The sequence below is a fragment of the Haliea salexigens DSM 19537 genome, assembly GCF_000423125.1.
Taxonomy (GTDB): domain Bacteria; phylum Pseudomonadota; class Gammaproteobacteria; order Pseudomonadales; family Halieaceae; genus Haliea; species Haliea salexigens.
Map to the genome: position 1 here is coordinate 40,115 of NZ_AUHJ01000006.1, position 26,090 is coordinate 66,204.

At 58.1% G+C, this 26,090-nt stretch carries 20 protein-coding genes; 6 read left to right on the forward strand and 14 right to left on the reverse strand.

What is annotated here, in order from left to right:
* Window positions 1-38: 38 nt before the first annotated feature.
* The gene (locus tag G533_RS0108335; protein ID WP_027949565.1) at window positions 39-1,817 is read right to left on the reverse strand and encodes a cation:proton antiporter; all 1,779 of its coding nucleotides are present in this window, start codon (window positions 1,815-1,817) and stop codon (window positions 39-41) included.
* A gap of 168 nt (window positions 1,818-1,985) precedes the next feature.
* Window positions 1,986-4,301, reverse strand: a complete 2,316-nt coding sequence (locus tag G533_RS0108340; protein WP_051230119.1) for a DUF6351 family protein — start codon at window positions 4,299-4,301, stop codon at window positions 1,986-1,988.
* 205 nt (window positions 4,302-4,506) lie between these two features.
* On the opposite strand from G533_RS0108340, the gene G533_RS0108345 reads away from it, so the two are divergent.
* The 3 genes from G533_RS0108345 (at window position 4,507) to G533_RS23435 (ending at window position 6,497) form a co-directional block, all read left to right on the forward strand.
* Entirely contained in the window at window positions 4,507-5,079 is a 573-nt protein-coding gene (locus tag G533_RS0108345; protein ID WP_027949567.1) for a lysophospholipid acyltransferase family protein, read from the forward strand.
* Window positions 5,080-5,099: 20 nt separating this feature from the next.
* Window positions 5,100-5,855: an SDR family NAD(P)-dependent oxidoreductase gene (locus tag G533_RS0108350; RefSeq protein ID WP_027949568.1), complete on the forward strand. Its 756-nt coding sequence runs from the start codon at window positions 5,100-5,102 to the stop codon at window positions 5,853-5,855.
* 150 nt (window positions 5,856-6,005) lie between these two features.
* On the forward strand, window positions 6,006-6,497 hold the full coding sequence (locus G533_RS23435) for a DUF2165 family protein (protein WP_051230120.1): 492 nt from the start codon (window positions 6,006-6,008) through the stop codon (window positions 6,495-6,497).
* Between the two features lie 65 nt (window positions 6,498-6,562).
* Here G533_RS23435 and G533_RS0108360 read toward each other — a convergent pair whose 3' ends face one another.
* The 4 genes from G533_RS0108360 to G533_RS0108375 all read right to left on the reverse strand — a co-directional run bounded on the left by G533_RS0108360 (window position 6,563) and on the right by G533_RS0108375 (window position 10,134).
* A complete protein-coding gene (locus tag G533_RS0108360; protein WP_027949569.1) occupies window positions 6,563-6,934 on the reverse strand; it encodes a hypothetical protein in 372 nt (123 codons plus the stop codon).
* An 86-nt stretch (window positions 6,935-7,020) separates the two neighbouring features.
* Window positions 7,021-7,761 carry an ion transporter gene (locus tag G533_RS0108365; protein WP_144079830.1) on the reverse strand — a complete coding sequence of 247 codons (741 nt, stop codon included), beginning with the start codon at window positions 7,759-7,761 and terminating at the stop codon, window positions 7,021-7,023.
* Between the two features lie 31 nt (window positions 7,762-7,792).
* On the reverse strand, window positions 7,793-9,424 hold the full coding sequence (locus G533_RS0108370) for a DUF4267 domain-containing protein (RefSeq protein ID WP_027949571.1): 1,632 nt from the start codon (window positions 9,422-9,424) through the stop codon (window positions 7,793-7,795).
* A gap of 164 nt (window positions 9,425-9,588) precedes the next feature.
* Window positions 9,589-10,134 carry a retropepsin-like aspartic protease family protein gene (locus G533_RS0108375; RefSeq protein WP_035527229.1) on the reverse strand — a complete coding sequence of 182 codons (546 nt, stop codon included), beginning with the start codon at window positions 10,132-10,134 and terminating at the stop codon, window positions 9,589-9,591.
* Between the two features lie 151 nt (window positions 10,135-10,285).
* Between G533_RS0108375 and G533_RS23440 the strand changes: the two genes are divergently transcribed.
* Window positions 10,286-11,404 (forward strand): glucosaminidase domain-containing protein, encoded by a 1,119-nt coding sequence (locus tag G533_RS23440; RefSeq protein ID WP_051230121.1) that lies wholly within the window; start codon window positions 10,286-10,288, stop codon window positions 11,402-11,404.
* Window positions 11,405-11,460: 56 nt separating this feature from the next.
* Here G533_RS23440 and G533_RS0108385 read toward each other — a convergent pair whose 3' ends face one another.
* Window positions 11,461-11,994: a hypothetical protein gene (locus G533_RS0108385; RefSeq protein ID WP_051230122.1), complete on the reverse strand. Its 534-nt coding sequence runs from the start codon at window positions 11,992-11,994 to the stop codon at window positions 11,461-11,463.
* A 103-nt stretch (window positions 11,995-12,097) separates the two neighbouring features.
* Complete coding sequence (locus G533_RS0108390) at window positions 12,098-12,538, reverse strand: nuclear transport factor 2 family protein (protein ID WP_027949574.1); 441 nt, start codon at window positions 12,536-12,538, stop codon at window positions 12,098-12,100.
* Window positions 12,539-12,934: 396 nt separating this feature from the next.
* Here G533_RS0108390 and G533_RS0108395 point away from each other — a divergent pair, with 396 nt between their 5' ends.
* Together G533_RS0108395 and G533_RS25235 are read left to right on the forward strand one after the other, a co-directional pair.
* Complete coding sequence (locus G533_RS0108395) at window positions 12,935-15,538, forward strand: hypothetical protein (protein WP_027949575.1); 2,604 nt, start codon at window positions 12,935-12,937, stop codon at window positions 15,536-15,538.
* A gap of 359 nt (window positions 15,539-15,897) precedes the next feature.
* Window positions 15,898-16,026, forward strand: a complete 129-nt coding sequence (locus G533_RS25235; RefSeq protein WP_276202568.1) for a hypothetical protein — start codon at window positions 15,898-15,900, stop codon at window positions 16,024-16,026.
* 7 nt (window positions 16,027-16,033) lie between these two features.
* Here the strand turns inward: G533_RS25235 and G533_RS25335 are convergent, their stop codons facing one another.
* The 6 genes from G533_RS25335 to G533_RS0108430 form a co-directional block, all read right to left on the reverse strand.
* Complete coding sequence (locus G533_RS25335; RefSeq protein WP_027949576.1) at window positions 16,034-16,888, reverse strand: DUF429 domain-containing protein; 855 nt, start codon at window positions 16,886-16,888, stop codon at window positions 16,034-16,036.
* A 45-nt stretch (window positions 16,889-16,933) separates the two neighbouring features.
* Window positions 16,934-18,280: a KAP family P-loop NTPase fold protein gene (locus tag G533_RS0108410; RefSeq protein ID WP_158413403.1), complete on the reverse strand. Its 1,347-nt coding sequence runs from the start codon at window positions 18,278-18,280 to the stop codon at window positions 16,934-16,936.
* A gap of 59 nt (window positions 18,281-18,339) precedes the next feature.
* Window positions 18,340-21,495 (reverse strand): type I restriction endonuclease subunit R, encoded by a 3,156-nt coding sequence (locus G533_RS0108415; RefSeq protein ID WP_027949578.1) that lies wholly within the window; start codon window positions 21,493-21,495, stop codon window positions 18,340-18,342.
* 177 nt (window positions 21,496-21,672) lie between these two features.
* Complete coding sequence (locus G533_RS0108420) at window positions 21,673-22,854, reverse strand: DUF4268 domain-containing protein (RefSeq protein ID WP_027949579.1); 1,182 nt, start codon at window positions 22,852-22,854, stop codon at window positions 21,673-21,675.
* The gene (locus G533_RS21170; protein WP_084638892.1) at window positions 22,847-24,274 is read right to left on the reverse strand and encodes a restriction endonuclease subunit S; all 1,428 of its coding nucleotides are present in this window, start codon (window positions 24,272-24,274) and stop codon (window positions 22,847-22,849) included. The genes G533_RS0108420 and G533_RS21170 overlap by 8 nt, the downstream gene beginning before the upstream one ends.
* Complete coding sequence (locus G533_RS0108430) at window positions 24,264-26,084, reverse strand: class I SAM-dependent DNA methyltransferase (protein ID WP_027949580.1); 1,821 nt, start codon at window positions 26,082-26,084, stop codon at window positions 24,264-24,266. Before G533_RS0108430 ends, G533_RS21170 begins: the two co-directional genes overlap by 11 nt.
* Window positions 26,085-26,090: the final 6 nt, after the last annotated feature.

Genomic DNA, 26,090 nt, shown 5'->3' on the forward strand with positions numbered 1-26,090 from the left:
CAGCGGGGCCTCTCTGCCAGTGGCCCGGTTCCGTGGCTTCAGCCCTCCACGGACCAGACCAGCGCCAGCAGCTTGCCCTCGGACATCTCCTCGACGGGGGCATCGTCATTGATGACGCGCAGTTTGCCGTCTGCGGTGAGGGTGAACATGGGCAGGATGCTGCTGCCGTTCTTCTCCTTGTAGGCGGCGAGGTCGAATTCCTCGTTGAGGTTGATGGCGCGGATTTCGGCGCCGCGGGCCAGCAGGCTGGCCAGCTTCTGGTAGGTGATGTCGTTGCCGAACAGGCGCGGTGCGCGGAACTCGTCAGCCGGGCGCTCGCGGTCGCTCACGTCGCGCTCTTCCGCGTTGCGCAGGCTGAAAACCCGCTTGGGACCGAATTCGCCACGGTATTTCACGCAGGCGAGGGTATTCCAGCGTGCGCGCCGTGACATGGCGAACAGGCGGCCGATACCCACCAGTTCCAGATACTGGTCGGCGTGCGAGGAAATCGGGTCGCCATAGTAGGTTTCCAGCCCGGCCATGCGGGCGCTGCGAATTTCCTCATAGGACGTATCGGCGAGCTTGACACGGAATCCCTGCTTCACCAGAGCTTGCGCTATTGCCCGAGCCACGCCGTTCGCACCCACTATCAGGACGCCATTGGGCTCCGCCTCGGCAAGACCGAGGGCGCGGGTTGCGGCTCCGGCCGTGAGGCTTTGTAGCACCACGGTGGCGATGATCACGAGGAATGTGTACGCCACCAGATCCGATGCGCCGGGATAGCCCACATCTTCCAGCCGCAGCGCGAACAGTGAGGAGACCGCGGCGGCTACGATGCCGCGCGGTGCCACCCAGCTCAACAGCGCCTTCTGGCGCCAGCTGTAGTTGCCCCCTAGCGCTGATGCCCACACCACCACAGGCCGCGCCAGCAGCACGACAAGCAGGACCATTACGCCGCTCCAGCCGGTGGCGACGATGTCCATGGGGTCAACGCGTGCGCCCAGCACGATGAACAGCACCGAGATGATCAGAACGGAGAGGCTCTCTTTGAAGCTGAGAATTTCGCTGACCCCGACCTCCTTCATGTTGCCCAGCCAGATACCCATGACGGTGACGGTCAAAAGGCCGGACTCATGGGCGATATAATCACTGCCGGCAAACATCATGACCACCCAGGCAAGGGTGACGACGTTGATCAGGTATTCAGGCACCCAGTGCTTGCGCAACACGAAGCCGAGGCTGACAGCGCCGACGAGTCCCGCTATCAAGCCCACGCCAATGCTCTTCGCAAACACCACCCAGGACTCGGCACCCGAGAGAATATACTGAAACACCAGCACGGCCAGCAGGGCACCCACCGGGTCAATCAGAATACCCTCCCAACGCAGTACCTGGCTGACTTCCGGCTTGGCGCGCATGGTCCGCAGCAGGGGATTGATGACAGTGGGGCCCGTCACAACCACGAGTGCTGCAAACAGCAGGGCAATTGGCAGGGAAAAGCCAGCCAGCAGCCAGCAGCCTGCGGCCATCAGCAACCAGTTGAGCAGCGCGCCCCAGCTGACCAGGTTGGTGACTACGCGCCCGTGACCTTTCAGGTCGCGAAACTTCAACGTCATGCCGCCTTCAAACAACACCAGGGCCACGCCAAGAGACACCATGGGGAACAGCAGGTCGCCGAACTGTTCGTCGGGGCGTAGCAACCCGGTGACGGGCCCTGCGACAATGCCCAGGACCAGCAGCGCGAGGATGGAGGGCTGCTTGAGCCGCCATGACAGCCATTGGGCGCCCACGCCCAGTACCAGTATGGCGGCGATGATATACAGCAGATTCTGATCCACTCGCGAGACTCCTGTCAGTGTGGTGTGCAATGCAGGGGCCAGCATACCGCAAATCGCGGTGCGCGCCGCGACAGTTCTCAGGGGCCGTTAGCGGCCACAGTGTGAGGCGGCGGGAAGGAAATGGTGGGAGCCGCGCCCGGTGGGTGCAGCGGCTCCAGTGGTGGGGGGTTAGTCGAGCATGAGAACGCTGTAGTCGCAGACGCCGCCCGGGAAGATGGCCTGCAACTGTGCGTACTCGTCGGCTGACGGCATCCAGTCGCCGTACACGCCGGCGTCGATCGCGTCATCCAGCGGCTGCAGGGAGCAGCGGAAGACATCGCCCGTGATCGGCGCGCCCGCCACAATGCGGGAGGTGCTGTAGGTGGGGAAGCGTTCGGTGCAGCTGCCCGCGGGTTTATCGTCGAGTATGCCATCCCACACGGTATCGCCACTGGCAATCAGTTCGCCAGCGCTGTCAAAGCAGCTGTCCACGGCGCTCGCGGGGCGGTTGGCCGCTACGGAACGGTCCGGATTGGCCTGGATGTTGGCCATCCATTCATCCAGTACGGCAAACGCCTGCATGGTGTTGTCGTAGTCGCTGCCGTCCGGATTGCGGTCGATAAACCAGATAACCTGGTTGGAGGCGTCACCGTCGTGATTGAGCAGGCGCTGGCGCGTGACGAAGGACTGAATCGTGTTGTGCATATCCAGCTCGTCTTCCAGGTAATGACGCAGGTCGATGAACGGTATTTCGGCCTCGCCCCGTTGCACCATGCCGGAATCGAAAGCGGCCTGGATGGCGCCCGGGTCGGCACGTTTGCGCGCGGCGGGTTCATCCTCCGTCGCCGTGGTGGCGTTGCGCCAACTCCACGGGTCGATCTGGTTCGGGTAGAGCGGCTCGCTGTCGTCCAGCGCGAAACACAAATCGATAATGAAGGGGCACCCCTCCTGTACCATCTCCGGTTCATTCTTCCAGCTGCCGACGTTCCAGTTGAGGTCGATGAACTCGGCGGGGCTGATGTTGCCATCGAGCAGCGCCTGCAAGCCGTATTGCACACCCACGTTGTCCCAGGTGGTGGCGGCGAAGCCGTCTTCGGCGCGTCCGTAAATGTTGATCACATCGGCGAAGTGCGTCCACTCGACCTCGGTCTGTTGCTCGGGTGTGATCCCGGGTGCCTCGCCAAAGTGCGGGTTAAGCGCCAGGGGTGAAAGGCCGCGCCAGGAGGCGGTGCATTCGCTGGACCCCTGTGGCACCCAGGGTGTGAGCCCGAAACTCACCACATCATTGGGCACCTCGTTGTTGGCATTCAGGCCGATCAACCAGCTGCGGTTGTTCCAGTCGGCCCATTTGCCGCCAGGGTCATCGCGCAGCTGCAGGTCTATCCAGCGCTCTATGAGCTCACAGTCACCGATGTGAATGGTCTGTGTCACCATATCGGAATAGGAGTACTGCGGTACGCCGGCATCAATCAGGCCGGGGTGGTTCTGGGCGTAGACGTACTGCTGAATGCCGCCACCGGACCCGCCCACACCCACCGTGTAGTCAGGTACCCCGTAGGCAGAGATGAAGCGGTCCTTCACCATGAGGGCGGTTTCACCGCCCAGCTCCAGGTTGTAGTGGGTGCCCGTTTTCGTGCCGGTAGAATAGGCCACGGCATACCCGGCGGCGAGGCCGTCGGTATACAGTGCGCGGCTACGGCTGGGGCCGCCCTGGTAGTGGCCGATGGCCACGCCGCCCTGGAAGTAATAGATCAGGCGCTTGTTCCAGGCGCTCAAGTCGGCGTTGCCGGCTTCATCCGGTGCCGGCGACAGCATGGCAATGGAATAGAGGAAGCGGTTCAGGGTTCCCCGTTCCCAGCGCACGATGAAGTCGACCTCCTCGCCATCCAGTGTGGTGGTCGTCGCGACATCGGCAGGCCGGTCTCCGCTTTCCGGGTAGTCCATCCAGCCGCCTGTTTCGCTCAAGTACTTGTAGCTGACCACTGTCTCCACGCTGCAGTTCTCATCAATGACCGGGCCCAGCTCAAGGTCTTCCAGGTGGCCATCGGTGGCGCAGAAAAACGGTTCCTGTTGGGGCCCCGAAAAAATCGGGCCGCTGGCGGGGTGATTGACCAGAGTGACACTGGCGGCGGTCACGTTCCCCTCGGCGCTGGTCACATCGAGGACGTTGTCACCCTCCATGAGGCCGCCAACGCGGCCTTCCAGGCCATGGCCTACAGTGCGGGCAGTAAACTGCGTGCTGACATCCTCGCCCTCCAGCATGACCACCACATCTGCCAGTGGCAGTGCCTCGGGCACTTCAATGCCGACCCGTGCCTCACCCCCGCTAACCATCTCGGGTGCACTGGAAAGCACTGACACGGCGAACGCGCCCAGCAGGTCGGGCTCCCCGCCCGTGTCAGTGCGGTCGGTGCCATCGCTACAAGCTGCGAGCAGGACGGTCAATACCAATACCCTGCCAAGAAGTGACCCGCCACGACGGGTCGCTGAACCAAACGTCTGCATCCTTTTCTCCTTATTGTTTCGGGTGTGCAGTACTCCAATACTAGATGCCCTGACGCGGGGCGCCACTCAGGTAGTGCAATTATCTGGCCAGTGCCTTTGGAAATGGCGCGAGTCTGCTAGAATCGTAGGCACGAAATTTTTCTGCTGCCATGTGGCGCGAATCGGTCGGGCCGCAACCCGCATACACTCCGGGAGTGCCAGTGACATGAAGCAGAAAATCGCCCGCTGGCTGCTGCGCAGGGCTGGTTGGAGCCTTGAGGGTGTTCGGCCAGCGCACGCGCGCTATGTGCTCATTGCGGCGCCACACACCTCGAACTGGGATTTTCCGCTGATGCTGTTGTACGCCGCAGCGTTTGATATTCAGGTGCGGTGGATGGGCAAGCACAGCCTGTTCGTGTGGCCAGCGGGCTGGTTCATGCGCAAGTTGGGGGGGCTGCCCATTGTTCGGCATCGCAGTGGTAATCTGGTGGCATCACTCGTCGACGTGTTCAAGCAGAGCGAGCGCCTTGTGCTGGTGGTGCCCACTGAAGGCACACGCGATCGAGCCGAGTACTGGAAATCCGGTTTCTATCACATCGCGCGTCAGGCCAGTGTGCCCATAGTCCCCTCGTTTCTGGACTTTTCCCGCAAGCGCGGTGGCTTCGGGCCTGCTTTGGTGACCACGGGAAGTGTGGTGGCAGATATGCAGTATTTTCGTGAGTTTTATGCGGGTATGGCCGGCAAGTTTCCTGCCAATGTGGGGCCGATACGCCTGCGGGAAGAAGCGGATCAACAGTAGACCAATAAGAGGAGTGAAAGATGCAACGTTTTGATGGCAAAGTCGCATTCGTGACGGGTGCAGCGTCAGGCATTGGCCTGGCAACCATGACCCGACTGGGTCGCGAGGGTGCAAAAATCTTCGCCGCCGATATCAATGCCGGGCAACTGGCGGAGGAGGTGGCGAAGCTCAGCGAAGAGGGCGTGGATATCCACAGCCGCGCGCTGGACGTTACCGATGAAGCTGACTGCCGCGCCGCAGTTGAGCAGTGCGTGGCAGAGTTCGGCAAGCTGGATGTGCTGTGCAATATTGCCGGTATGGTACTCACCAAGAACTTTGCGGACGTCAGTGTGGCCGAATGGGATCGAGTCATGACGGTGAACACACGCTCGGTGTTTGTGCTGTGCCAGGCCGCCATGCCGTACTTGCTGGAGGCCGGCGGGAATATCGTCAATATTTCATCAGCGGCTGGCCTGCAGGGTCTGCCTTATAACAGCGCTTACTGTGCCAGCAAGGGCGCGGTGCTTTTGCTGTCAAAGTCACTGGCGGTAGAGTTTGCGGGCCGGGGTGTGAGAGTCAATGCGGTTTGCCCCGGCGCGGTGGATACACCGTTGATCAAGGGCCTGCAAATACCCGAAGGTGCTGACATTGCCCTGTACGGTCGTATGTCGCCTTTGACAAGTTACTTTGCCCAGGCGGAGGAAATTGCGGGCTCGGTTGCTTACCTCGCATCGGACGAGGCGAGGTTTGTGACCGGCTCGGCGCTGGTTATTGATGGTGGGCAGACTGCGATTTGAGCGGCCTACATCTCGAAGTCGCGCATCGCCAGCCGAGACGCTGCAGTGCACACGCACAGGGCCTTAACGGCCCAGGCACGATTCAGGCTGGCTGATCTGCGAAGCGGCGTCTAGGCTTTCATTGTCAATAGAGCATCCCGGAGACAGAAAATGCTTCGTACACTCAAGATTGTGACGGCCGTGTTTGTGGCCCTGCTCGGCGTGTTGCATGTGTTTGGCAACCTGGCGAATTTGCAGGCCGCTATGGGATTTGTCGCCGTGGTCACCTCCGCTGCGGATCAGCCTTACTACGCGCCTTATGGTCCCCCGATTTCCTCAAACGCTCTCCACGTTGCTGTGCTGGCTATGATTCTTGCGGGTGAGGCGGCTGTTGCGGTGCTCGCATCGGCCGGGGTGTACAGGATGCTGAAAAGCCGCTTGGCCGCGCCTGACGTTTTTGCCGGTGCAACACGTCCGGCGGTGGCCGCGTGTGTCGTGGGCATGCTGGTCTGGTTTGGACTGTTCATCGTCATTGGCGAGGGCTATTTCATGCTCTGGCAAAGTCAGGCAGGTGCCGGGCCGATAGCCGGCGCCATGCGCTACGGTACGGTTTGTGGGTTTTTTATGTTGTTCTTGTTACTGGCGCCCGACACCGACCGGTAGTCGATAGCTCGGGTCGACACGCCGGAGATGGGCCAATTACATGCCGCGCGTTGCGCCCCCTACCTTCACGGCTTGCAGTTCTTCTCGCCCGCCATAACGCACAACCCGTAGCCCAGGCTGCCTTTCTCGCGGCAGTTCTTGCTGCCTGCCAGCATGCAAAGGCCGTAACCCAGGCTGCCGTTTTTCTTGCACAGGGTGCCGTCTGCCACTTCACATAAACCATAGCCAAGTGAGCCATCGGGTTTGCAAAGAGGCTGCCCAGCAGCTTCACAGAGGCCGTAGCCAACCTTCAAGCGGGGATTGTCGAGCTGTACCAGTGCCGCAATGGTTTCCAGCGAAAGTTCACGGCTCTGTAGCTCATCGACCAGCGCCTCCAGGTTGTTCCCGAGTGAGGCAGTGCTGGCGCACAGCAAGAAAGCGGTAATGAGGTATTTCATCGTGAAAGCTCCGTGTTGTGGGTCGCAGGGTGTGTCAAAGCCCGGCTGCGGCAGGTGTTTTTCCAATATTGATACGCTACGCTTCGTCAGCTGGCATCATCCTTGAGTGTTGCCTCGCGTGTGCTGACGATAGCCATGGTGATCAGTCCCGTGGGTACGGCAAACACGCCAAGCCCAATCATGAGGGTAAAAAAAGTGAATATCTTGCCCCCCACGGTCACGGGGTACACATCCCCGTAACCCACGGTCGTGAGTGTCGCCAGTGCCCACCAAAAAGAATGAAACACCGAGGCGAAGGTGTCGGGTTGCGCGTCGCGCTCAAAAAAGTAGATTCCGACCGCGGCGAGGTAAAACACGAATAGCGCGCCAATGCCGAACACGGCGAGGTCCACTCGCACCAGGCGAAAGGCATCGCCAATGCGTCTGGCCGCGTCCACATAGCGTACCAGCTTGAACAGGCGGAAAAGTCGAAACAGCCAGAGGATGCGCAAACTGCGCAGGTCCAGTCCGAGCTGCAGATAGAACGGCAGAATAACCAGCAAATCGATGATGCCATGAAAACTGAACATGAAGGCGAGGCGTCTCTCGCTAAGCCACAGGCGCAGCAGGTATTCGATGGTAAAGACGATAATCACGAACACTTCGAACCGGTGCAGGTTGCTGCGTACTTCTGGCGGTAGATCGGGCAGCGTTTCAACGGTAAACGCCACAATGGACAGCACGATCAACGCTTGAATAAAGGCCTGGCAGGCACGCCCGAGCAGCGTTCTATTGCCGGCAAAAACCGTCTGTAGCCGCGTTCGCAGGCCGGGTGCCTCTGCAGTCAAACTCGCTCCCCCTGTGGCTCAGGCTGGTGCATCAACCGGGATAGTCAAAGCGCTGTACGGTGGATTTCTCGCCATTTTTGTAAGTCAGTTGCACGGTGACGTAACGCGTGCTGCGGGGCACCGTAATATACGCTGGTGTTTTGGCGTCAATGGGTGCCAGACCGGGCTTGCGCCAGGGCGGAAAGCGAAAGTTTTTGTTCGGCTGGGCAGCGTTCAATCCGTACTGAATCTTCTCGATGCTACCGCGATAGCTCATCAGGTGCGTGAAATACAGGAGACGCTTGCCGTCGTAGTCTCTGAAGCTGACCCAACTGGTGGTCGTTGCCTCAAGCACACGCTGGTTTGCATCTTCGCTCTGTTTTTTTCCCTTGAACTCGAAGCTGTAGGGTCCTTGCAAGCTGCCCCTGAGGTCGCGGTAGCGAACTGCAATTGTACTGTCGGGTTGACTGGCGGGCAGGTTGAAGAACAGGTTGGGCATGGGTTTGCCCGTTTGCGGATTGATCACGCCACTGTCTCCGGTACTGCGAGGTTCAGGGCCGCCCTGCAGATTCCAGAGCACCTCCAGAGCAGGCTCGGCGATAGTCACCTGGGCGGTGTAGCCGGCGTTGTTCACGGCGAAGGAGAGGGATACTGGGTTCTCCAGGGTGCCATCACCCAACGCGTGTAGCGCTTGCAGGCGCGCACTGGCGTCATTGCGCCATTGCTCAACCAGCGCCTGATCGATCATGTATTTAAGCAGACCGCCGGCTTCATCGGCTGCCTGGAATTGCTGCAGGTAGCGTTGCTCTGCACGTTTATCAGCGAGCGTCTGAAAGCCCAGGCGGCGCGCGGACGCGTCCTCACTGAGATGATAATAGACCGGTGCGAAATCCGGGTGCTGCCCGGCATGCTTTTCGAGCGCGAGCACGCGCTGCGGTGCTTCGAGTAACAGCAGGCGTACGTAGGCGGGCATGCCGTCCTCCTTGCCGGCCATCAGTGTAGTGTAGGTCTCGCGTGCACCGGCAGTACCTTCCTGTACCTTCAAAAAGGCGAGAAACCGGAGGTGTGGATCAAGAAGTGGCAAATCACTGCGGAAGTAGTTGATATAGGAGCGTCGCGCGGCGGCGTAATCGCCGCCGAGTTCCTGCAGGCGCGCGTTGTGGTAGTGGTCCTCCGGCGAACGGGGGTTGTCGATCACGCCGCCGCTGGCGAAGTTATCCCGCATTTCTTCCAGGGTTCGGAGCACCTGTGCGGAACTACCCTCAAGGCGCGCAGTACTTTCGCGCAGGCTCTGCGTGTCCTCGGCAATCCCGTCGAGCTTCGCATCAATGATGCCGAGGCGTGACTGTAATTCGGCGATGCCGGGGACGGCTGCCGCGATAAACCCGGTTTCTTCCGCGTCCTCCCCGGACTGCAAGAGCACAATCAGGCCAAATACGCCGGCGGCTATACCGGTAAAGGCCACGGCGCCCAGAAGCTCCTCGTTCCCGCGGCGATAGAGAATAAACAACAGCACAAACCCAAGCGCGGACAAGCCGAACAAATAGGATGCAAAAGGGGCAATGGGTTGCAGAACGTCGGCGACGAGCCCGCCTATTGTGCAAGCCGAGCCAGTGATGGTGAGGGTGGTGCTGCGCAGACTCTGGAAAACGGCGCGATTGGTGAAGGACTGGAGAACAGGCATAGGCGATGGCCATTGTTTTTTCTCAATACTACACGGTGCGTCTCCGTTCGGCCATTTGAGCTATCGGTTTAGGGGCAAGCGCCAGAGACCGGTTGGGGGCGGGTTACGCAGCATGGGTGGCTCCGGCCGGCCGTCGAAGACCACCCGGCTTATCCTGGAGCGTTTTAACGGGAGGGTAGGGCCGGGTACTGGCGCAGTGTCAGGCTGTCCCCGCGCTGTGTGAATTCCAGGTGTTTGAGGAAACTCATGCCGAGCAGGACCTCATCGGTCTGCAAACCCGGCACAATGCCGGCGCGAACATCGGGGAGCCGTATGTCCGCGACGGCCACCTCGTCCAACACGGTGGCGTAGCTTTTTGCCGTACCGTTAGCGGTTTGCGTGCGGTAGGCTCGACCTCGCTGTAGCCCGAGACGCTTGGCCAGCCCCTCCGGAATCGCCACCCCGGTGGCTCCGGTGTCCAGCAGGAAGGTGACCGGCTGCCCGTTGATCTCACCGCTGGTGACATAGTGCCCGTACCGGTTGCGCTGCAATGTCACCTCGCGGACGCCGTCCTCAGCGTAAAGGGTCTCGGGGCGCTGGTTCGGGTTGAGTTGCCGTTCCAGCACGTCGCTGAAATACAGAACACCCAGTCCCAGCAGAACCACCCATGCCAGAGCCTGCATGCCAAGCCCCATGCGTTTCTGTCCCTGAATTTCGTCGTCGTCGCTCATTGGGTTGATGAGGTGCTTAATGTCCGGTTGGGTATACACGCCTATAATAATGCATTTCTGGGTAGTTCATTGAGCCGTGCGGCCGGGGTTGACTTCCGAGGCCCTGTGGCGCGCATAATCTTTACTCGTCTACCGCCATGAGAGAACCTATATGCCTGTTCGCGTGATGCTCTTGCTGACCAGCCTCGCACTGCTCGCCGGTTGTGGCGGTGATGAACCCGTAGAGGCCTCCACACCAGCCTCCAAATCAGCCGCTCAGGTGTCGACGCCAGCAGCGACTCCGGCCCACGCAGATGCACCTGTGATAAACACCAGTGAGGTGCTCGTTGCCTCTTCGGTACAAGACATGGTTGCGTTGCTTGAGCGGGAGGATTGGTGGGGCGAACCCAAAACCGACGAGCCGCTGGCAGTGCCGCACCTGCTGATCACTGCGATCAAGCCGAACTGGCAAGAGGCGTCGAAGAATATTCCTGTGCAACAGAAAAAGGCGCTGTTCTATCGCCTGATGCTGCCGCTGGTAACGCATGCCAACCACATGGTCATGGAATTCCGCACCGGGCTGGAAAAAGCGCAGGAGGAATTGGCCAGCGATGATCGGGTGTCGGAGCAGAGCCTGGCGCTGCTGCGGCGGCTGGCATTGTTGCTCCCTGGCGAGACTGAGGAGCACCTGGCGGCACTGCAACAGAATACCCCGGAGCTAAAAGGCATGATCGACGGTCTGCTGTATCGTGTCGATACCGTACCTGCCGGTCTTGCGCTGGGGCAGGCGGCCTACGAAAGTGGCTATGGCACCTCCCGCTTCGCGGTGCAGGGCAACTCCCTCTTTGGTCAATGGACTTACCAGGGCGATGGCATCAAGGCCAAAGAGCACCGCGCCTACAAGGGCGATTACGCAATCAAGGCTTTCGATTGGCCGTTCGACAGCGTGCGCGGTTACTTCATCAACCTGATGTCCCACCCCGCCTATGAGGACTTCAGGGACCTGCGGGCCGAAATGCGCGCACGCGGCGAACCGCTGTCTTCGCTGGCCCTGGCAGATGGCTTGCTGCACTACTCCGAGCGCGGTCAGGAATACGTGGACTCTCTTAAAGGCATGATCCGCCACAACAGGCTCGACCGTGCGGATGGCGCGGTGCTGCGCGACGAGCCGGTCCGATTCCTGTTGGGCGCCGAGAGCCCTGAGGCGGCGGAGAAACTGCGGGCTGAAATTGAGACGATGCGCGCTGACGGTAAACTGCAGGAGTTGGTAGAGAGCATGCGGTTGGATTGAGTTACGCACACACTCTCGAACCTGCCAGGCCACGATGGTGGTCTGGCGCGGGCGCTCTATTGGTTAGCCGGTGTTGCTGCCTTCATTGCCATCACTCGCATGCCGACCCACACCAGGCCGATGAAGTAGATGAAGGCCAACCCCAGTGAGATGAAGGCATCTGCAAAGTTGACGCTTTCTTGCACGGCCGGAATCGTACCGGCGGTGAGGAACAGCATGGTGGTCAGGTTAATTGCCACCGGCAGCCAGCCCATCACCTGACAGTAGATCAACACCAGGATGAGAGCGAGAACGACCAACCCGCCGGCATCACCTAACCAGCGGGGCAGAGCGAACACTAAGCACGCCATCAGTAATCCCACAATGGCGCCCGCCACACAAGCGGCCAGTTTGTCCCAGGCGAAATGCTCGATTCCCGCCCAGTAGAGCAGGAACAAGAATCCGGCCCAGAACTCGTGTATACCGAGCGCCGTATTGAGAGCGATGAATCCCGCGACCACAATGATGATGCCCAGTAGCACCAGCAGTCCCTTGACGGGAGTCATGAGATTGGTGGTCTCGGTCTGGTCGGTTGTGTTGTTGTTATGCATGACAATTTCCTGTGGACTGGCCTATACGCTGGGCGACTGGAAGACGCTTTCGACAAAGGCATGGTCGTAGTAGCTGCCTTTGAAACTCTTGGTGCACCGCAGATTATGCTTCCGGACCAAACAGCACCCTGGATTCGCCGCTGGACATTATCCAGGTGGCATCCCGCCGTACGATGCGCCAGCCCTCGGGCCTGCGAGCCCACTGGTCCGTGTATTCTCCGTGGGTATCGTAGAAGCTCTGGGCGTAATGTCCCTTGCCTTGGTGGCGGGCCTGTACATAGGCCCGGGTCACGGCGCTGTCGCCGTCGAGCTCTAACTGGACGCTACCGATCAGGTGCTGCATGGCGCTGCAGCGATCATGGAAGCTGCGGAATTGTTGCAGTAAAGCGTCGATGCCCTGTTGATCCCGGCCATCTCCGTAATTGAAGCACACGTCTTTGGCAAAAACCTCGCCAACACGATGCCACTCGTTACGGTCGACCACCCGTGGGAATTCACTCAGGGTATTGAGTATTGCGCGCTCATCCTGGGGATTGTTTGGCATGGGTTTTCTTATTCGAATTATGGTCTCTTGAACGGTGGCGTCTTGACTTGTCTAAAGCAAGCGGCAGGCGGGAGGAATGAGATAATACCCTCGGGTAGTTCAATTTTCTTTGTTTGCGAGGGAAAGGCCATACGTACTACGACGACTCTGGCCGGCCGGCGTAACGTCCCACGCACCATACCGCTCTCGCTGACGTCAGTCACTTGCCGCTGTGGCCGCCGGCACGCTCTTGTTTGAGTTGAGAGGGCATTGAGCCACCGCGGCGAGCCTAGAAAACGCAGTCTATACTTCCTGTGCGGGTTTGCGCCCCGGGACCGCTAGATCGCTGGTACAGGCTGTAGGGCTTGGCCTGATGAGCTGATTCGGCGTGCGTAGTGGTGGCGGGGGGGAAGGACGATGTATTTCAACAGGTTGCTGTATTTCAGTGTCGCGCTGCTGCTTTGCTTTGCCGTGACCTCAGCGTCCCGTGCGCAGTCATCCGGGTGGCCGACGAAGGAATTCCTGATCGTCCAGTCAGATCCCTACAGCATGCTGCCGGACAGCCTGCAATCTCACCATCAGCTGACTGATGATGAGCAGACAGCGCTGACGGACATGGAGGTGTTTCTCACCGAAGTCGCCGAGCGCTACGAAGGCATGGGCTTTCGTGCGCCGGAGCTTGAGCGGGTGGAAGGTGTGTCGGGGGGAGAGGCCTATAAAGTTCACTTTTTCGATTATGACGATCATGATACGTCATCGTTCCGCGTACGCCGCAAATCCGACGCTACAACAGAAATGCAGATCGATGCGTCGCGATCGTTTCAGAAGGACGGTGTTCCCCTGGATCGAACCTACGAACACCTGGCCCATGAGCTCTTCCACCTTGTGCAGCGCGCCTATCAACCTAGCGCAAACGTCATTCAGAACGACTGGATAATTGAAGGTCAGGCGCAGGCCATGGGGATGCACATGCTCCAGAAAATCCTGCGCAAGGACCCCTATGCGGGTAGCCAGGATGGATACCGATTGGGGGCTCGTCCCTACTACACCCCGTTGCAGGACATCGCTGCAACCCGGGTGCCGAAGGCCGATTATCTGACAGCCTCGTTCTGGCGCTACGTGGGGGAGGTTTTCGCAGCGTCGAAGAAGAATGGCCGGGCGGGTATCGAGCCCATTGAGCCCGATTATCGCTATCTCGTTGACATGTTCCAACACCCGTACCCGGCGAGCGCGTCGCTGGACGCAGACCTGCTGTGGGCCGATCAGGGCCTTCGGAACGTTCTGGGCTATGGCCTCGATCGTGTCTATGCCAATTTCGTATCAACTTTCGCGGCCTATGTGCCTGTTCGCCTGACGAAGGAGCCCGAGCACGGTGCGGACAACGCCGAAATAAACTGGCGCAACTTCGTGTTTGGCGGGTGTGCGCGGTCGGCTGATCTCACAGCAACGTCGATCTCGGCCGATATCGAGCTGGTCGTCGATGCCAACGCGGCAAGCTGCTTCACGGTGAAAGTCTGGGGCGAGGGTCAGGCCGGGCTCTCGCTGCAGATTCACTCTGGCGATGCCGATGCCCTGGCGGCCTTGCGCATCGGCACCCTTGGTGGTGCCAAAGTTGGCAGCCCGGTTCTGGTGGCACCGTTACCCGGTGGCGGCTACCTAGGGCATTGGCGCTTTAGTGTGGAGGCCGGTGAACCGGCCGTGTTTATTATTTCCAACGTGGCCGCCAACCCCACAAAGACCCGCAAAGTCCTGCTTTCGCTGAATGCGTCATCTGATTTCTGGGAAAGCGATATGACTCAGCCCCGGCAGGTCGCTTCGGCCAGGGGCGGCTCCGCCGCCTCCCCGGCGGCGATGCCCCTCGCACGCGACCGAACGCGGGAACAGGCCGCTAAAGAGTTTGCCGAGGGACTGGATACCCTGAGCAACAGAAGCTCCAACAGTGTTGGCGTGTCCCACAACTATGAGGTGCGCGGTTGTGTCGGTCAGGCCTTCGCGGAATCCGGATGTGGGCCGACGACTTCAATTCACCTGACGCTGATGCCTGGAGCATTTGCCGATGGATTCCAGACGACCGGAACCGGGGGTGGCCTTGCGCAGGTGATGTCGCAGTTTATTGCCATGGCAGACAACGGCGCGTTTGCGACAGACAGGGGGTTGCGGGACGCATTTGGTGAGGCCGCCGACATGGAGGGGTCGTATGTGCATATCCGGATCCCGGCCATCGACTACGGATTCACTGGTACCTTTACGGAAGCAATAATTGGCGTGAATGGTGGAAAAGGCCGTGGTGAATTTGAGGCGCGAGGGCCAGCGGATCTCGTGCCCGGTCGCGGGCGCCTTTTCCCGCACACCGGCACGGTGACGATCGAAGAGTTCACACCATCTGTGTTGCGCGGCAGTTTCTCCGGTCAGCTCACCGATCTATCGAGCGTCGATTTTACCGCATTTGGTGACGACCAGGCGCTTCCGGTGCAGCGCCAGATACAAGGGCGCTTTGCGATAACTGCGCCCTGGGAGGGCGACAAGCGCGTCACAGTGTATTCGGTGTTGGGGGGCGGAGATGGCAATGCGATGGCGGATCTCTACGAGGTTTTTCCAGCGGCACGGAATTTCGATACCGAAGCGCTTACCGGTATCGATCCGTCCACGATCAGCGGCTCAGGCAGCGGCTACAGTGTAGGAATGCTACCCGTCAGTGAAATCACCGAGTTGCCCGTCTGCAGCTGCGAATGCCGGATTGACAGAAATCAGCCGCGCGCGTGTCTCAAGGTGTGCAAACCGAAGATATTGGCCTGCGGACAGGCCAATCAGCTTGTCGAGCGCTTCGGTGCGAGTGTCACCGCGCAGAGTCACCCGGTTAGTGGTACGCAGTCGTCCTCGTCAGGCGATCCGGTGCGTCCCACCAGGGACGAATACATCCGGGGTTTGATTGACAACGGCTACCCACCGGATCGGATCGACTTTCTCGTCGGGGAAATGGATGCCTTCATGGCAGAAAACGGGGGCTGGGCTGAGCGCTAATGGGGTGTACCCTTCGCCTTTTCCGTCAGCACAAATCAGAAAAGGGGTGGCCTTTTCAGGCGACCCCTTTGAAGTTGGTGGAGGCGGCGGGAGTTGAATATTAAATATAACAACATGATTTAATAGAATTTATTATAGGTTATCCCACGCCTTGTACCGCCAAATATACCGTCACTTGTCTTTCTGGCTCGGGTTCAATTGACCTTTGAGATGCTCACACTCAGCTGGAACCAACGATAGCAGCATCAGCAGTGGCTCGCCAGACAAAGGGGGTCTGCCATCACATAACCACTTCAGAAAATGCTCAGCATGCTTGGTATGGTATCTGGCATCCCAACCCAAAAAGGCGATGCCGAATCATGTTGATCAAGATCCTGAGCCACCCTCCAGTGAAGTTGGCTATCAAATGCTACGACAGGGTCATGTTGACCGGCGCAACGTGCTTCGTCGCGCTCTTGGTGGCTCACTGGGTCACCATGCCCTTCTAAGCGCAATTCAAGCGTTTGGGCCTGTGCCCGCCGTAAGACGAAATGACCGCAACCATTCCGATGGCTCGCGACCCGTTTGCTCGCAGCGCGTCTTCAGCTCCTCGGAGAGATGGTCCCCGTAAGGCACTACTATAAAGCCCGTATCCAGGTCGCCTATCATCAGGCACACCTGATTTTCAACAAGGTGCAAAGCGACAAGCAAGCAGAGACAGGCATCTAGGCGGTCCTGGTCGGGTTTCCGTACCGTGCTGCTGAGAGCACACTCATCAAGCCAATCGACGAGCCTAGGAACTCCATGCTCTCTAAAGGCGTCCGATACAAGCTGGCAGACCTTCCTCCAATCTGAGATAGAAAACGTCTTCCTCCGGTTAGGATTGTACTTGGGCAGTCGACCTGTAGGGCGTGAGTCATTCAGAGTCCAGCCAAGAGCGATCATTGTCAGGACTGGGTAGGTCTCAAGAACCCTCGTCCCTGTGAAAGATCCGAGGGGATTCGCTGGCCCGCCAAACCGTGCCAGAAATGACCATACGGGTGCATCCGCCCCAAACATGTCCCTCCTCGCTCGGCTTGCCGGCTGCATGCCGCCGTACCGACGACCTACCGGTGATCCTACTAAATTCTCAACGGGCCTTTGACCGGCAGCGTTACTCACGATCGTGGGCTGGTCTAGCATCACAATTGTATTGGCGGGTGCATGATGTGCCTGCCACTCGATGATCGCGTGCTCAGCTTCACGGTAATTCACCGCCAGCGGTAAACCTAACTCCTGAATCTCTCCATCATCTGAGCGGAGGATCCCAACTAAGGCACCGGTGTTGTGGACCGTCCACGCGGAATCAAATCCAACAAGTAGCGTAGCCATACGCTATCCCCACAACCCAGAATTTTTTATTCATCGCACCGTTATCTAGCTCCATTGAGACACTTGTTGTATTTTTTCATAGATCTCCTTAAATCTACCTGAGCTCCGCCGGCCCCAGCCGCTCCTGAAATGACTCAGATCTCCGTGTGAGGAATGACTTTGATCATCAGTCAATCCTGCGCGCTTCATCACATCTTCAGGTACCTCTCCTTCGTTTGCATATAAGCCTCCACCAGTTAGAAAAATTGCAAACCACCACTCTGGATAGCTTTGGCCGATAGAATTCTTTATAAACTGCAGTGCCTCCCCGGCATCCAGTCGCTCGCCCCCCAGAGCATGAAATTTGTCTGGGGCGCCAATTTTAAATACTGCCATTGCGATTGACCCAACCCCTAGGCACCAGTAGAGACGTCCTCTATTTTCTTCGGTGGTATCAAATAGATGACCTAGCGTACGGAAAACTTCTTGGATCTGCCGGGGTGTCAGTTTTAGAGCCCCTATGAGTCCTGATATGTAACCGACAGACTGGTGATCCAGCCCGAGAAAGCAAAATCTTGCACCTTCTCTCTCCAAGTAAAAGTTTACATATCGCTCCGCGAGTCTTATGTAGCTGGCTTCTGATATCGGTGGCAGCTCCACTTCGCGATGCACAAACTTTCGATAGTACTCTTCAAAGTCTAGATCAATACCAAAGGCGGTCTTCGCTGAGTTTTCCAGCTGTTGACGGTCTGCTGCCAGGATGAAGACGGCACCGCTAGTATCGAAAAGATGTTTGATGGTCTCTAAATAGGTAATTGCGTAGTCCGGTCGACACCTATCTAACTCATCGACAAGGAATAAAACTTTTGGCTTAGAAGAGGCAACGATCTCACGGATAGCCCTCTTCAATGAATACATCGCATTCCTTCTCGCTTCGTAGATAGAGAATGCATCCATTGTTTGATGAGCTCCTTCAATTCTTTCGGCCCTCTTCCTCTGCGCAACTTCACCAGCTGCGACGGGATCAATTCCGGTGAGCACATTGACGAGTTGAGATCCAATTGCTGTAGCGAACCATCCAAAGTCCTTTGCTGCCTCCAATAGAGCATCTGCAGCTTCTCCTTTTTCCCGGACAGCTTCCGCTAATGCAGAAACAATTGCGAATAAAGGGTCACCGTTGTAGTCGCTCTCCCAAGCGTTTAGCGACACGACAAGCGGCCTGTTCTCATCGCCATCCTCCATTGCTGAACGCCACATTCGAAGAAAAGTGGATTTTCCGGAACCGAACCTCGAACTCAGGGCAACAACCAGGCTGCCTTCCACGAACTCATGCTCAGTATCAATAAATCGACCTAGCCGCTCTGAGAACTCTCTCAGCTCAAGGAGGTCATCTTGGAAGGTGGCTATATTCATGTGCTCCGTCCCATTAGCAAATTTTGGTACTGTCACTTGCGACGACGACATGGGATTTCCTACCGACTCCATTGCCCCGACAAAACCTCCGCCTGCTGCAACACCAACTCAACCGCCCCCGGTGCATCATCCGGTGGATACTTGTACCGCTGTAGAGTCCTGCGCACCAGAATCCGCAGCTTGGCCCGCACACTCTCCCGCACCTGCCAATCCACGGTGGTAGACTGCCGTAGCTTCTCGGTTATCTCGATAGCGATCTTCTTCAGGATCTCGTCGCCCAGCTCCCGCACTGCGCTCTCGTTGTTGGCCAGGGCGTCGTAGAAGGCTACCTCGTCCGGGTTTAGCCCCAGGGCGGTATCGCGTTCCAGCTCTGCCTGGAACTGCTTGGCCAGGGCGATCAGTTCCTCGATCACCTGGGCGGTCTCGATGGCGCGGTTGTTGTACTTGCGCAGGGTCTCCTGCAGACGGTCACCGTATTTCTTTTCTTGGACCACGTTGTTGCGGGTTGCGGAGCGGATCTCGTCCTTAAGGAGTTTCTCCAGCAGCTCCACGGCGAAGTTCTGATAGGGCATCTGGCGCACGTCTTCCAGGAACTCGTCGGAGAGCAAACCGATGTTCGGCTTGTCCAGGCCGCAGAGGGCAAACACGTCGGTCACGCCGTCGGCGATAATGGCGTTGTCCAGGATCTGCTTCAGGGCGGAATTCTTGTCCTCCTGGGTCAGTTTCTTGTCCACGCTGGTGTGCTTGGTGATGGCGGCCTTCACTGCGGACAGGAAAGCGACCTCCTTGTGGTAGGCACGGGCCTCATCCAGGGTGCTGCACAGCGAGTAGGCCTTGCTCATGGCCAGCACGGTATCCAGGAAGCGCTTCTTGCCGTCCTCCAAGCCAAGGATGTAGTTGGCGGCAGGGATAAGTAACTGGTTGGCCTGGTCCTCGAAGCCGCTGTAGTTGAAGCCTTCTCCCTTGGGCCCCTTGGCGAACAGGCCATGGATGATGTCCAGTTTCTCCAGCAGGATAGCGTAGGCTTCTTCGGCGCTGTGGGTGGGCTCGCCCCTGCCCTTGGCGTCGGTGTAGGTCTTCAGAGCCTGTTTCAGCTCGTTGGCGATGCCGATGTAGTCCACCACCAGGCCACCGGGCTTGTTCTTGAATACCCGGTTCACCCGGGCGATGGCCTGCATCAGGTTGTGACCCTTCATGGGTTTATCCACGTACATGGTGTGGCAGCAGGGGGCATCGAAGCCGGTCAGCCACATGTCCCGCACGATCACCAGCTTGAGGGGGTCGTTGATGTCCTTGAAGCGCTTCTCCAGGCGCTTTTTGGTTTGCTTGTTGTAGATGTGAGGTTGCAGCAGTGCCTTGTCGGAAGCTGAGCCAGTCATCACGATTTTTATCGCACCCTTCTCCGGGTCCGGGTCGTGCCAGTCAGGCCGCAGTGCCACGATCTCGTTATAGAGGTGGGCGCAGATCTCCCGGCTCATGGCCACAATCATGGCCTTGCCTTCCATCACGGCTGAGCGGGTCTCGAAGTGCTGCACCAGGTCCTTAGCCACCTCGGTTAGCCGTGGCCCGGCACCCACCAGCTTCTCAAGGCGACTCCATTCACCTTTGGTCCGCTCCCTTGAGCCCAGGTCTTCCTCGTCCTCAACGACTTCCTCTACCTGCTCCGAAATTTGTTCAATGGCTTCACGGTTGATGTCCAGCTTGGCCAGGCGGGATTCGTAGTAGATGGGCACGGTAGCACCATCGTCCACTGCATCCTGGATGTCGTAGATGGATACGTAGTCGCCGAAAACTGCGCGGGTGTCCTTGTCCTCGGTGGCGACGGGCGTGCCGGTGAAGCCAATAAAGGCGGCGTTGGGCACTGCATCGCGCATGTGCTTGGCGTAGCCGAACTTGTAGCTGCCATCCTTCTTGAGGGTGGCTTTCAGGCCGTACTGGCTGCGGTGGGCCTCGTCCGAGATCACCACGATGTTGTGGCGGTCATTGAGGATGGGGTGGCCCTTCTCGTCATCCAGGATGGCGAACTTCTGCACGGTGGTGAAGATGATGCCACCGGACTCCCTCTCCGCCAGCAGGCGGCGTAAAGTCTCCCGGTCTTGGGCCTGCACGGGTTCCTGCTTGAGCAACTCCCTGGCTGCGCTGAACGTGGCGAACAGCTGGCCGTCGAGATCGTTGCGGTCGGTGACCACAATCAGGGTCGGGTTGTTCATCTCTGGCTGCTGCAACAGCTTGCCCGCATAGCAGCACATGGAAATGCTCTTGCCGGAACCCTGGGTGTGCCAGACCACCCCGGCCTTCTTGCTGCCTGGTACCACGTCGTCGGCGTAGGCGGCGCGTTTGTCAGCCTGTACGTTTTTCTCTGGCTGCCGGGCAGCAATCACCGTGGCTCGCACCGCTTCACGCACAGCATGGAACTGGTGGTAGCCAGCAATCTTCTTGACCAGCTTGTCGGAGTCCGTCTCGAAGATCACGAAATAGCGAATATAGTCCAGGAACAGCTCCCGGTCGAAAAAGCCATGCACTAGGGTTTCCAGCTGCCATTCTAGCAGTGGCTTGTCGTCCTCGCTCTTGAGGGTGCGCCAGGGCATGAAACGCTCCTGGTTAGACGTTAGCGAGCCCACCCGGGCGTTGTAGCCATCGCTGACTACCAGGGCCTCGTTGAAGGCAAAGAGGTCTGGCACTTCATCCTTGTAGGTCTGGATCTGATTGAAGGCATCCCAGATATCCACGTTCTCGGCCTTGGGGCTCTTCAGCTCCAGCACGGCCAGGGGCAGGCCGTTGATGAAGGCCAGTATGTCCGGGCGGCGCAGTTGCTTGCTGCCCTCGATAGTGAACTGGTTGATGGCTCGGAAGCGGTTGGCGTCCGGGTGGCCGAAATCGATCACGAAGGCGTGGTCATGAACCACCTCATCGTCACGCTTGTACTCGACGGGCACCCCGTCCAGTAGCAGGCGGTGAAAGGCGCGGTTGCTGACCACGGTGCCGAGACTTTCTGGCTTGCGCACCTGGGCCACCACCTGCTCGATGGCGCTGTCCGGCAAGTGCGGATTGATGCGGCGAATGGCGGCTTCCAGATCAGCCAGCAACAACACCTGCCGATAGTCGGCCCGCTCGGGTGCCGGGCCATCCGGGGCCAGGTCCAGGCCGTGGGCGATCTCCCAGCCGCCTTCGGCAAACCATTCCAGGCAGAGCTGTTCCAGTTGGTCTTCGGTCATGCCTCAGTCCTTGTCCACCGCTGGCTCCTTGAACAGGAGTACCTGCCTCGCCACTCCTGGCGAACTACTAAGAAATTCTTAGTGGTTGCCTGCTCCACGAGTTCCTTACTTTTGCAGATGTTCCGCAGGTGCATCAGGACGTTTTCAGGTGTGGTGTCAAACATCTGTACCTGAAACTCAGTCACTTGAAATCTCGACTGCATCGAAAGAGCTCTGTTTGAGCTGCTGATTGATGGTCTTCAGGTGATTGCTCAGAGCACCTTCCAGTTTCGTCATGTGGTCGATCATCCAATGGACCATCTCAGGCCAATTGGCCTTGTCATAGCCATCCACCGCCTTGGCATACTGAATACGGCAGGCCTTTTTGTTCGGCAATGGCAACCAGTCCAGCTTATGGCCAAGGCAAGCCTCTATCTCAGACTTGCGCGCGTGCAGCTGGTCAAAAACAAAGGTGTTGGCTTCCGCCTGGCTATTCTGGAGGCTCAAGCCTACGCGAACCTCCTGTTTACCGAAAATAAGCTGATAGGGCATGCTGCTGATGCCCGAACCGGCACTGAGCCAATGGTCCTTGTTTGGACTGATATTGTTGTACAGGGTGCAGCTGCTCTGACTGAAAGCCTCCAGAGCCTGCTCCCAGAACGCCAGGCGCAAAGTGTGGCGATGCTTCTGCTCAGTTTCGGCACTTTTCTCCTCAGCCTCCTTGGCCACCATTCCGATCATGAATTCGGTGGACTCAGGCGTAGGGATAATCTGCTCCACATTCAGGAACAGCTCTTCGCCAGACTGATAGGGTGTGACCTTGAAACATTTGCAGGCGATACCGAACTGACTGAGCCAGAGCGCCGTGTTGGTCACTTCCTTGCGGTAGCGGGCGGCAACCAGAATAAGGCGCTGGGTCATGATCCGGTTGATCTGTGCCGCTTCCAGCCCATCCACCTCCAGAAACTCGACCAGGTTATCCTCAGCACTGACGGCAGGCTTGCCGGTCTCCTGCGCTTTCTGGTTCAGGTAGCGCTGGTAAATATCGACCACCTGCGACTTGCTCAGATTGGCGCAATATCCCGCGTACTTCAGCGCCTGCCAGACCACATCGCGCCCGGTATCATCGAGTTTGTTCTCAATGATAACCAGGCTGCCTTCCTTGTCGATGGCCAGGAGGTCCAAGCGCTCGCGGGTATCATCGAAACCGTCGAACTCCTTCTGGATGATGAGTAGCTCCTCACCGTCAGCCTGGGCCAGCGCTTGTGGGTAGTTCTCCAGCCACTCTTGCAGGTGCTTGCGTTCGGTGAAGCCGAGCTCAGTGAAGCGTTTGGCTTCCAAGGGGTTGATGCGATTGGCGGTTTTGTCAATCTTAAACATCAGCAGCCTCTTCAGCCTCAGCTATCTGAGCCGCTGGACCAGTGACGGAGACTTCTCCGGATAGGAGCTTGGGTAGCAATGTATCGCGGATCAGACTGAGGGTTGTTGATTCTCGGACGTTATTCTCAACACTCATATAGATTCCACTCAGCAGTTTTGTGGATGCTGAAACCAGCTCCTTTGAGGGAATCACCGCCGGAATAATCTTGAAGCTTTTTTTACTGATTTCGGCGAAAGTTGTGCCGCCGGCTCTACTTTTAATTTCATCCATGTTGGAAGAGCACCATTGAAGTACCCACTCAGGCGTCACTACCGTCTCACATTTAATCGCTATATAACCTTGGTTCACTGCTACGGGGATTTTGGCCAAAGCCAAATAACCCACAGGAGCTCGTGACGACATCAACACTGTGCCTACTGGAAGTAAACCTGAACTGATCTTGGATAGACCCGCCTGGGTGACTCTCCGCTCTGTATCGATGAGCACCTTGTCGGTAAGGTTCGATAGGTCCTTGGGAGAGGTCCAATGTATTTTCCCTCCGTCCCAGAATAAAGGTTCTTTGGTGGATGGAGTACCGCCGCCAACTACTGTAACTGCATCACCAATCATTTTGACTTCCCAACCCTCCGGAATCTCCCCCAACTCACTATCCTGCATGGCCGACGGAAACAGTTCGGCTGTCGCCAACAGCTCGGCATACTCCTCCGGTTGTTCTGCCTGCATCTGCGTCAGCTGCGCTTCATCCTTGCCGGAAATGGCCCGCATGGCGGCCAGGTTCATGTAGGTTTCCAGGTCGGGCAACGACACCTCGTCGTCAGCGTAACAGACCGGGGAGGCGGGCTCGGCGACAGGCTGTAGCGCATGCCAGCGCTGCCTGGCGGCGATCTTGGCTTTGACGGGCTCGAAGTCTACGAACCAGCTTCTGAATATTGCTTGGGCTATTTGTTCGAGGGTTTGGTTGATTTGGTGATTGATCTCAATTTTGTCTTCTAGAGAAGACAGTACTGAACTAATTCGTCGCTGCTCACTAAGGCTGCTAGGAACCTTTACCTCAAAGGGATAAACAGCGTTTCGGTTCAATGACTTCTGAGCGCTACCGGAATTGAACTGATCAAAATTTATGGTTTTTAACAAGTAATAAAGAAACTTGGGGTCATTGCCTTTGAAATCGGTGATATACAAAGCAGTATTCAACGGCCAAAAATCTTTATCAGAATAACTTACCTCTCCCATAGAGTTGCCACTACGCCCAACAGTGACACCAGGACCAGGTGCTTTGGCCTTATTGTGATATCCGGTAATACCCGATGACCCCAATATGGGCACATCTCCAGAAAGCCTGTCTTGGGCTGGCAAATCATGGCCCCGCTGCAGCGTCAACACCTTACCTAGCGGGATAGTTGTCCATTCAGACATCATATCCCATCCCCCCAAGATTGCGCCTGATCTCAGCTTCCAACCGCTCACTCTCCGCAAACTGCTCCCACAGCTGCCCGGTCAACCGCGCCATCTTCTCGGCGAATGGCTCACCATCATCCTCCTGCTCGACAGCGCCCACATAGCGCCCCGGCGTGAGTACAAAGTCATGCTTTTCGATCTCCGCCAGGCTGACTGATTTGCAGAAGCCTGGGACATCCTCGTACAGGCTTACCCCAAAAATGTTATCGAGCGCACCTAATGCATCTTGTCCGCTTTTGCTCAACTTGACGCCGGATTCACTTTCGAATTTTTGTACGATCTTCTCTTGGTCATTTGGTCGCTGCCAAGCGTGGAAGGTGTCGGCAATCCTGGCTATGTCTTCGGCGGTGAAATCCCTCAGCACCCGGTCTCTCATATAGCCCAGGTTGCGGGCATCGATGAACAGGAACTGCCGCCGGCGGTCGCGCTTCTTCTCCTGGCGTACCACACCGTTGGCCTTGTCGCGGGTCAGAAACCAGATGCAGGCCGGAATCTGGGTGTTGGTAAACAGCTGCCCCGGCAAGGCCACCATGCACTCCACCAGGTCTTCCTCCACCAGGCGCCGGCGGATCTCCCCCTCGTTGTTGGTATTGGAGCTCATGGAGCCGTTGGCCAGCAGCAGGGCCATGCTGCCGGTAGGTGCCAGGTGGTACAGCATGTGCTGCAGCCAGGCGAAGTTGGCATTGCCGTTGGGCGGCGTGCCGTGCTGCCAGCGGACATCCTCGGCCAGGGATTCGCTCCACCAGTCCTTCATGTTGAAGGGCGGGTTGGCCATCACGAAGTCCGCACGCAGGTCCGGGTGCTGGTCGTCTAGGAAGGTGTCGGCGTTCTTCTTGCCGAAGTTGAAGTCAACACCGCGGATGGCCATGTTCATCGCCGCCAGCTTCCAGGTGGTGGGGTTGGATTCCTGGCCGTAGACGGAGATGTGCTTTTTCTGCTCGGCGGGGTCGTAGTGCTGCTCCTTGGCGTGCTCCTCGATGAACTTGTCCGAGGATACAAAGAAGCCCCCGGAGCCCATGGCGGGATCGTAGACGCGGCCAGAGTAGGGCTCCAGCATTTCCACTATCAGGGTGACGATGCTCTTGGGGGTGTAGTACTGGCCACCCTGCTTGCCCTCGGCCAGGGCAAACTGGCCGAGGAAGTACTCGTACACGTGGCCGAGGACATCCTTGCTGTGCAGGCTCAGTTTCTCACCAGCGAATACCGGCTTGGTAAAGCTGGTGTCAGAGAAAGTGTTGATCAGGCCAATCAGCTTGTCGTTATCTAGTTGGTACTGGCTGATGCGGTTGAGAATACCTCTGAGCTTGGCGTTGTTCTTTTCGATCTCCTCAAGGGCGTTATCGACAAGCCAGGAGACGGAGCGCAGCTTCACGTCGCTACCAGCGTCGTCCTGCCATAGCACGGTACCAGCCGGCAGCGCGGCCTTTTCCTTCAGAGTGTTCCAGCGAGCAGCCTTGGGCACCCAGAACACATTGGCTTCGCGGTAGTAGTCCCGCACTTCCAGCTCATCCTGCAGGGCCTGCTGATAGGCTTCGTCGCGGTCGTAGTCGTCCCGGGGCAGGTAGTAGATATTGTCGTCACTGTCCGCCTTGAACAGCTCCAGCAAAGCCTCCTGCCGTTCCTCGAAGGCATCGGACACATACTTCAGGAAAATCAGACCCAGAACGATGTGCTTGTAGTTCGCAGCATCCAGGCTAGATTGCAGCTTACAGGCTGCCTTCCAGAGCTTGTCGTCGAGTTCCTTCAGGAATTGCTGTTCGGTATTGCTCATCGGTCC

Bases quoted from the DNA above. Each gene is read 5' to 3' on its own strand.
- G533_RS0108340 (WP_051230119.1), bottom strand. From the start codon at position 4,301: ATGCAGACGTTTGGTTCAGCGACCCGTCGTGGCGGGTCACTTCTTGGC.
- G533_RS0108345 (WP_027949567.1), top strand. From the start codon at position 4,507: ATGAAGCAGAAAATCGCCCGCTGGCTGCTGCGCAGGGCTGGTTGGAGC.
- G533_RS0108350 (WP_027949568.1), top strand. From the start codon at position 5,100: ATGCAACGTTTTGATGGCAAAGTCGCATTCGTGACGGGTGCAGCGTCA.
- G533_RS23435 (WP_051230120.1), top strand. From the start codon at position 6,006: ATGCTTCGTACACTCAAGATTGTGACGGCCGTGTTTGTGGCCCTGCTC.
- G533_RS0108360 (WP_027949569.1), bottom strand. From the start codon at position 6,934: ATGAAATACCTCATTACCGCTTTCTTGCTGTGCGCCAGCACTGCCTCA.
- G533_RS0108370 (WP_027949571.1), bottom strand. From the start codon at position 9,424: ATGCCTGTTCTCCAGTCCTTCACCAATCGCGCCGTTTTCCAGAGTCTG.
- G533_RS0108375 (WP_035527229.1), bottom strand. From the start codon at position 10,134: ATGAGCGACGACGACGAAATTCAGGGACAGAAACGCATGGGGCTTGGC.
- G533_RS23440 (WP_051230121.1), top strand. From the start codon at position 10,286: ATGCCTGTTCGCGTGATGCTCTTGCTGACCAGCCTCGCACTGCTCGCC.
- G533_RS0108385 (WP_051230122.1), bottom strand. From the start codon at position 11,994: ATGCATAACAACAACACAACCGACCAGACCGAGACCACCAATCTCATG.
- G533_RS0108390 (WP_027949574.1), bottom strand. From the start codon at position 12,538: ATGCCAAACAATCCCCAGGATGAGCGCGCAATACTCAATACCCTGAGT.
- G533_RS0108395 (WP_027949575.1), top strand. From the start codon at position 12,935: ATGTATTTCAACAGGTTGCTGTATTTCAGTGTCGCGCTGCTGCTTTGC.
- G533_RS25235 (WP_276202568.1), top strand. From the start codon at position 15,898: ATGTTGATCAAGATCCTGAGCCACCCTCCAGTGAAGTTGGCTATCAAA.
- G533_RS25335 (WP_027949576.1), bottom strand. From the start codon at position 16,888: ATGGCTACGCTACTTGTTGGATTTGATTCCGCGTGGACGGTCCACAAC.
- G533_RS0108410 (WP_158413403.1), bottom strand. From the start codon at position 18,280: ATGAATATAGCCACCTTCCAAGATGACCTCCTTGAGCTGAGAGAGTTC.
- G533_RS0108415 (WP_027949578.1), bottom strand. From the start codon at position 21,495: ATGACCGAAGACCAACTGGAACAGCTCTGCCTGGAATGGTTTGCCGAA.
- G533_RS0108420 (WP_027949579.1), bottom strand. From the start codon at position 22,854: ATGTTTAAGATTGACAAAACCGCCAATCGCATCAACCCCTTGGAAGCC.
- G533_RS21170 (WP_084638892.1), bottom strand. From the start codon at position 24,274: ATGATGTCTGAATGGACAACTATCCCGCTAGGTAAGGTGTTGACGCTG.
- G533_RS0108430 (WP_027949580.1), bottom strand. From the start codon at position 26,084: ATGAGCAATACCGAACAGCAATTCCTGAAGGAACTCGACGACAAGCTC.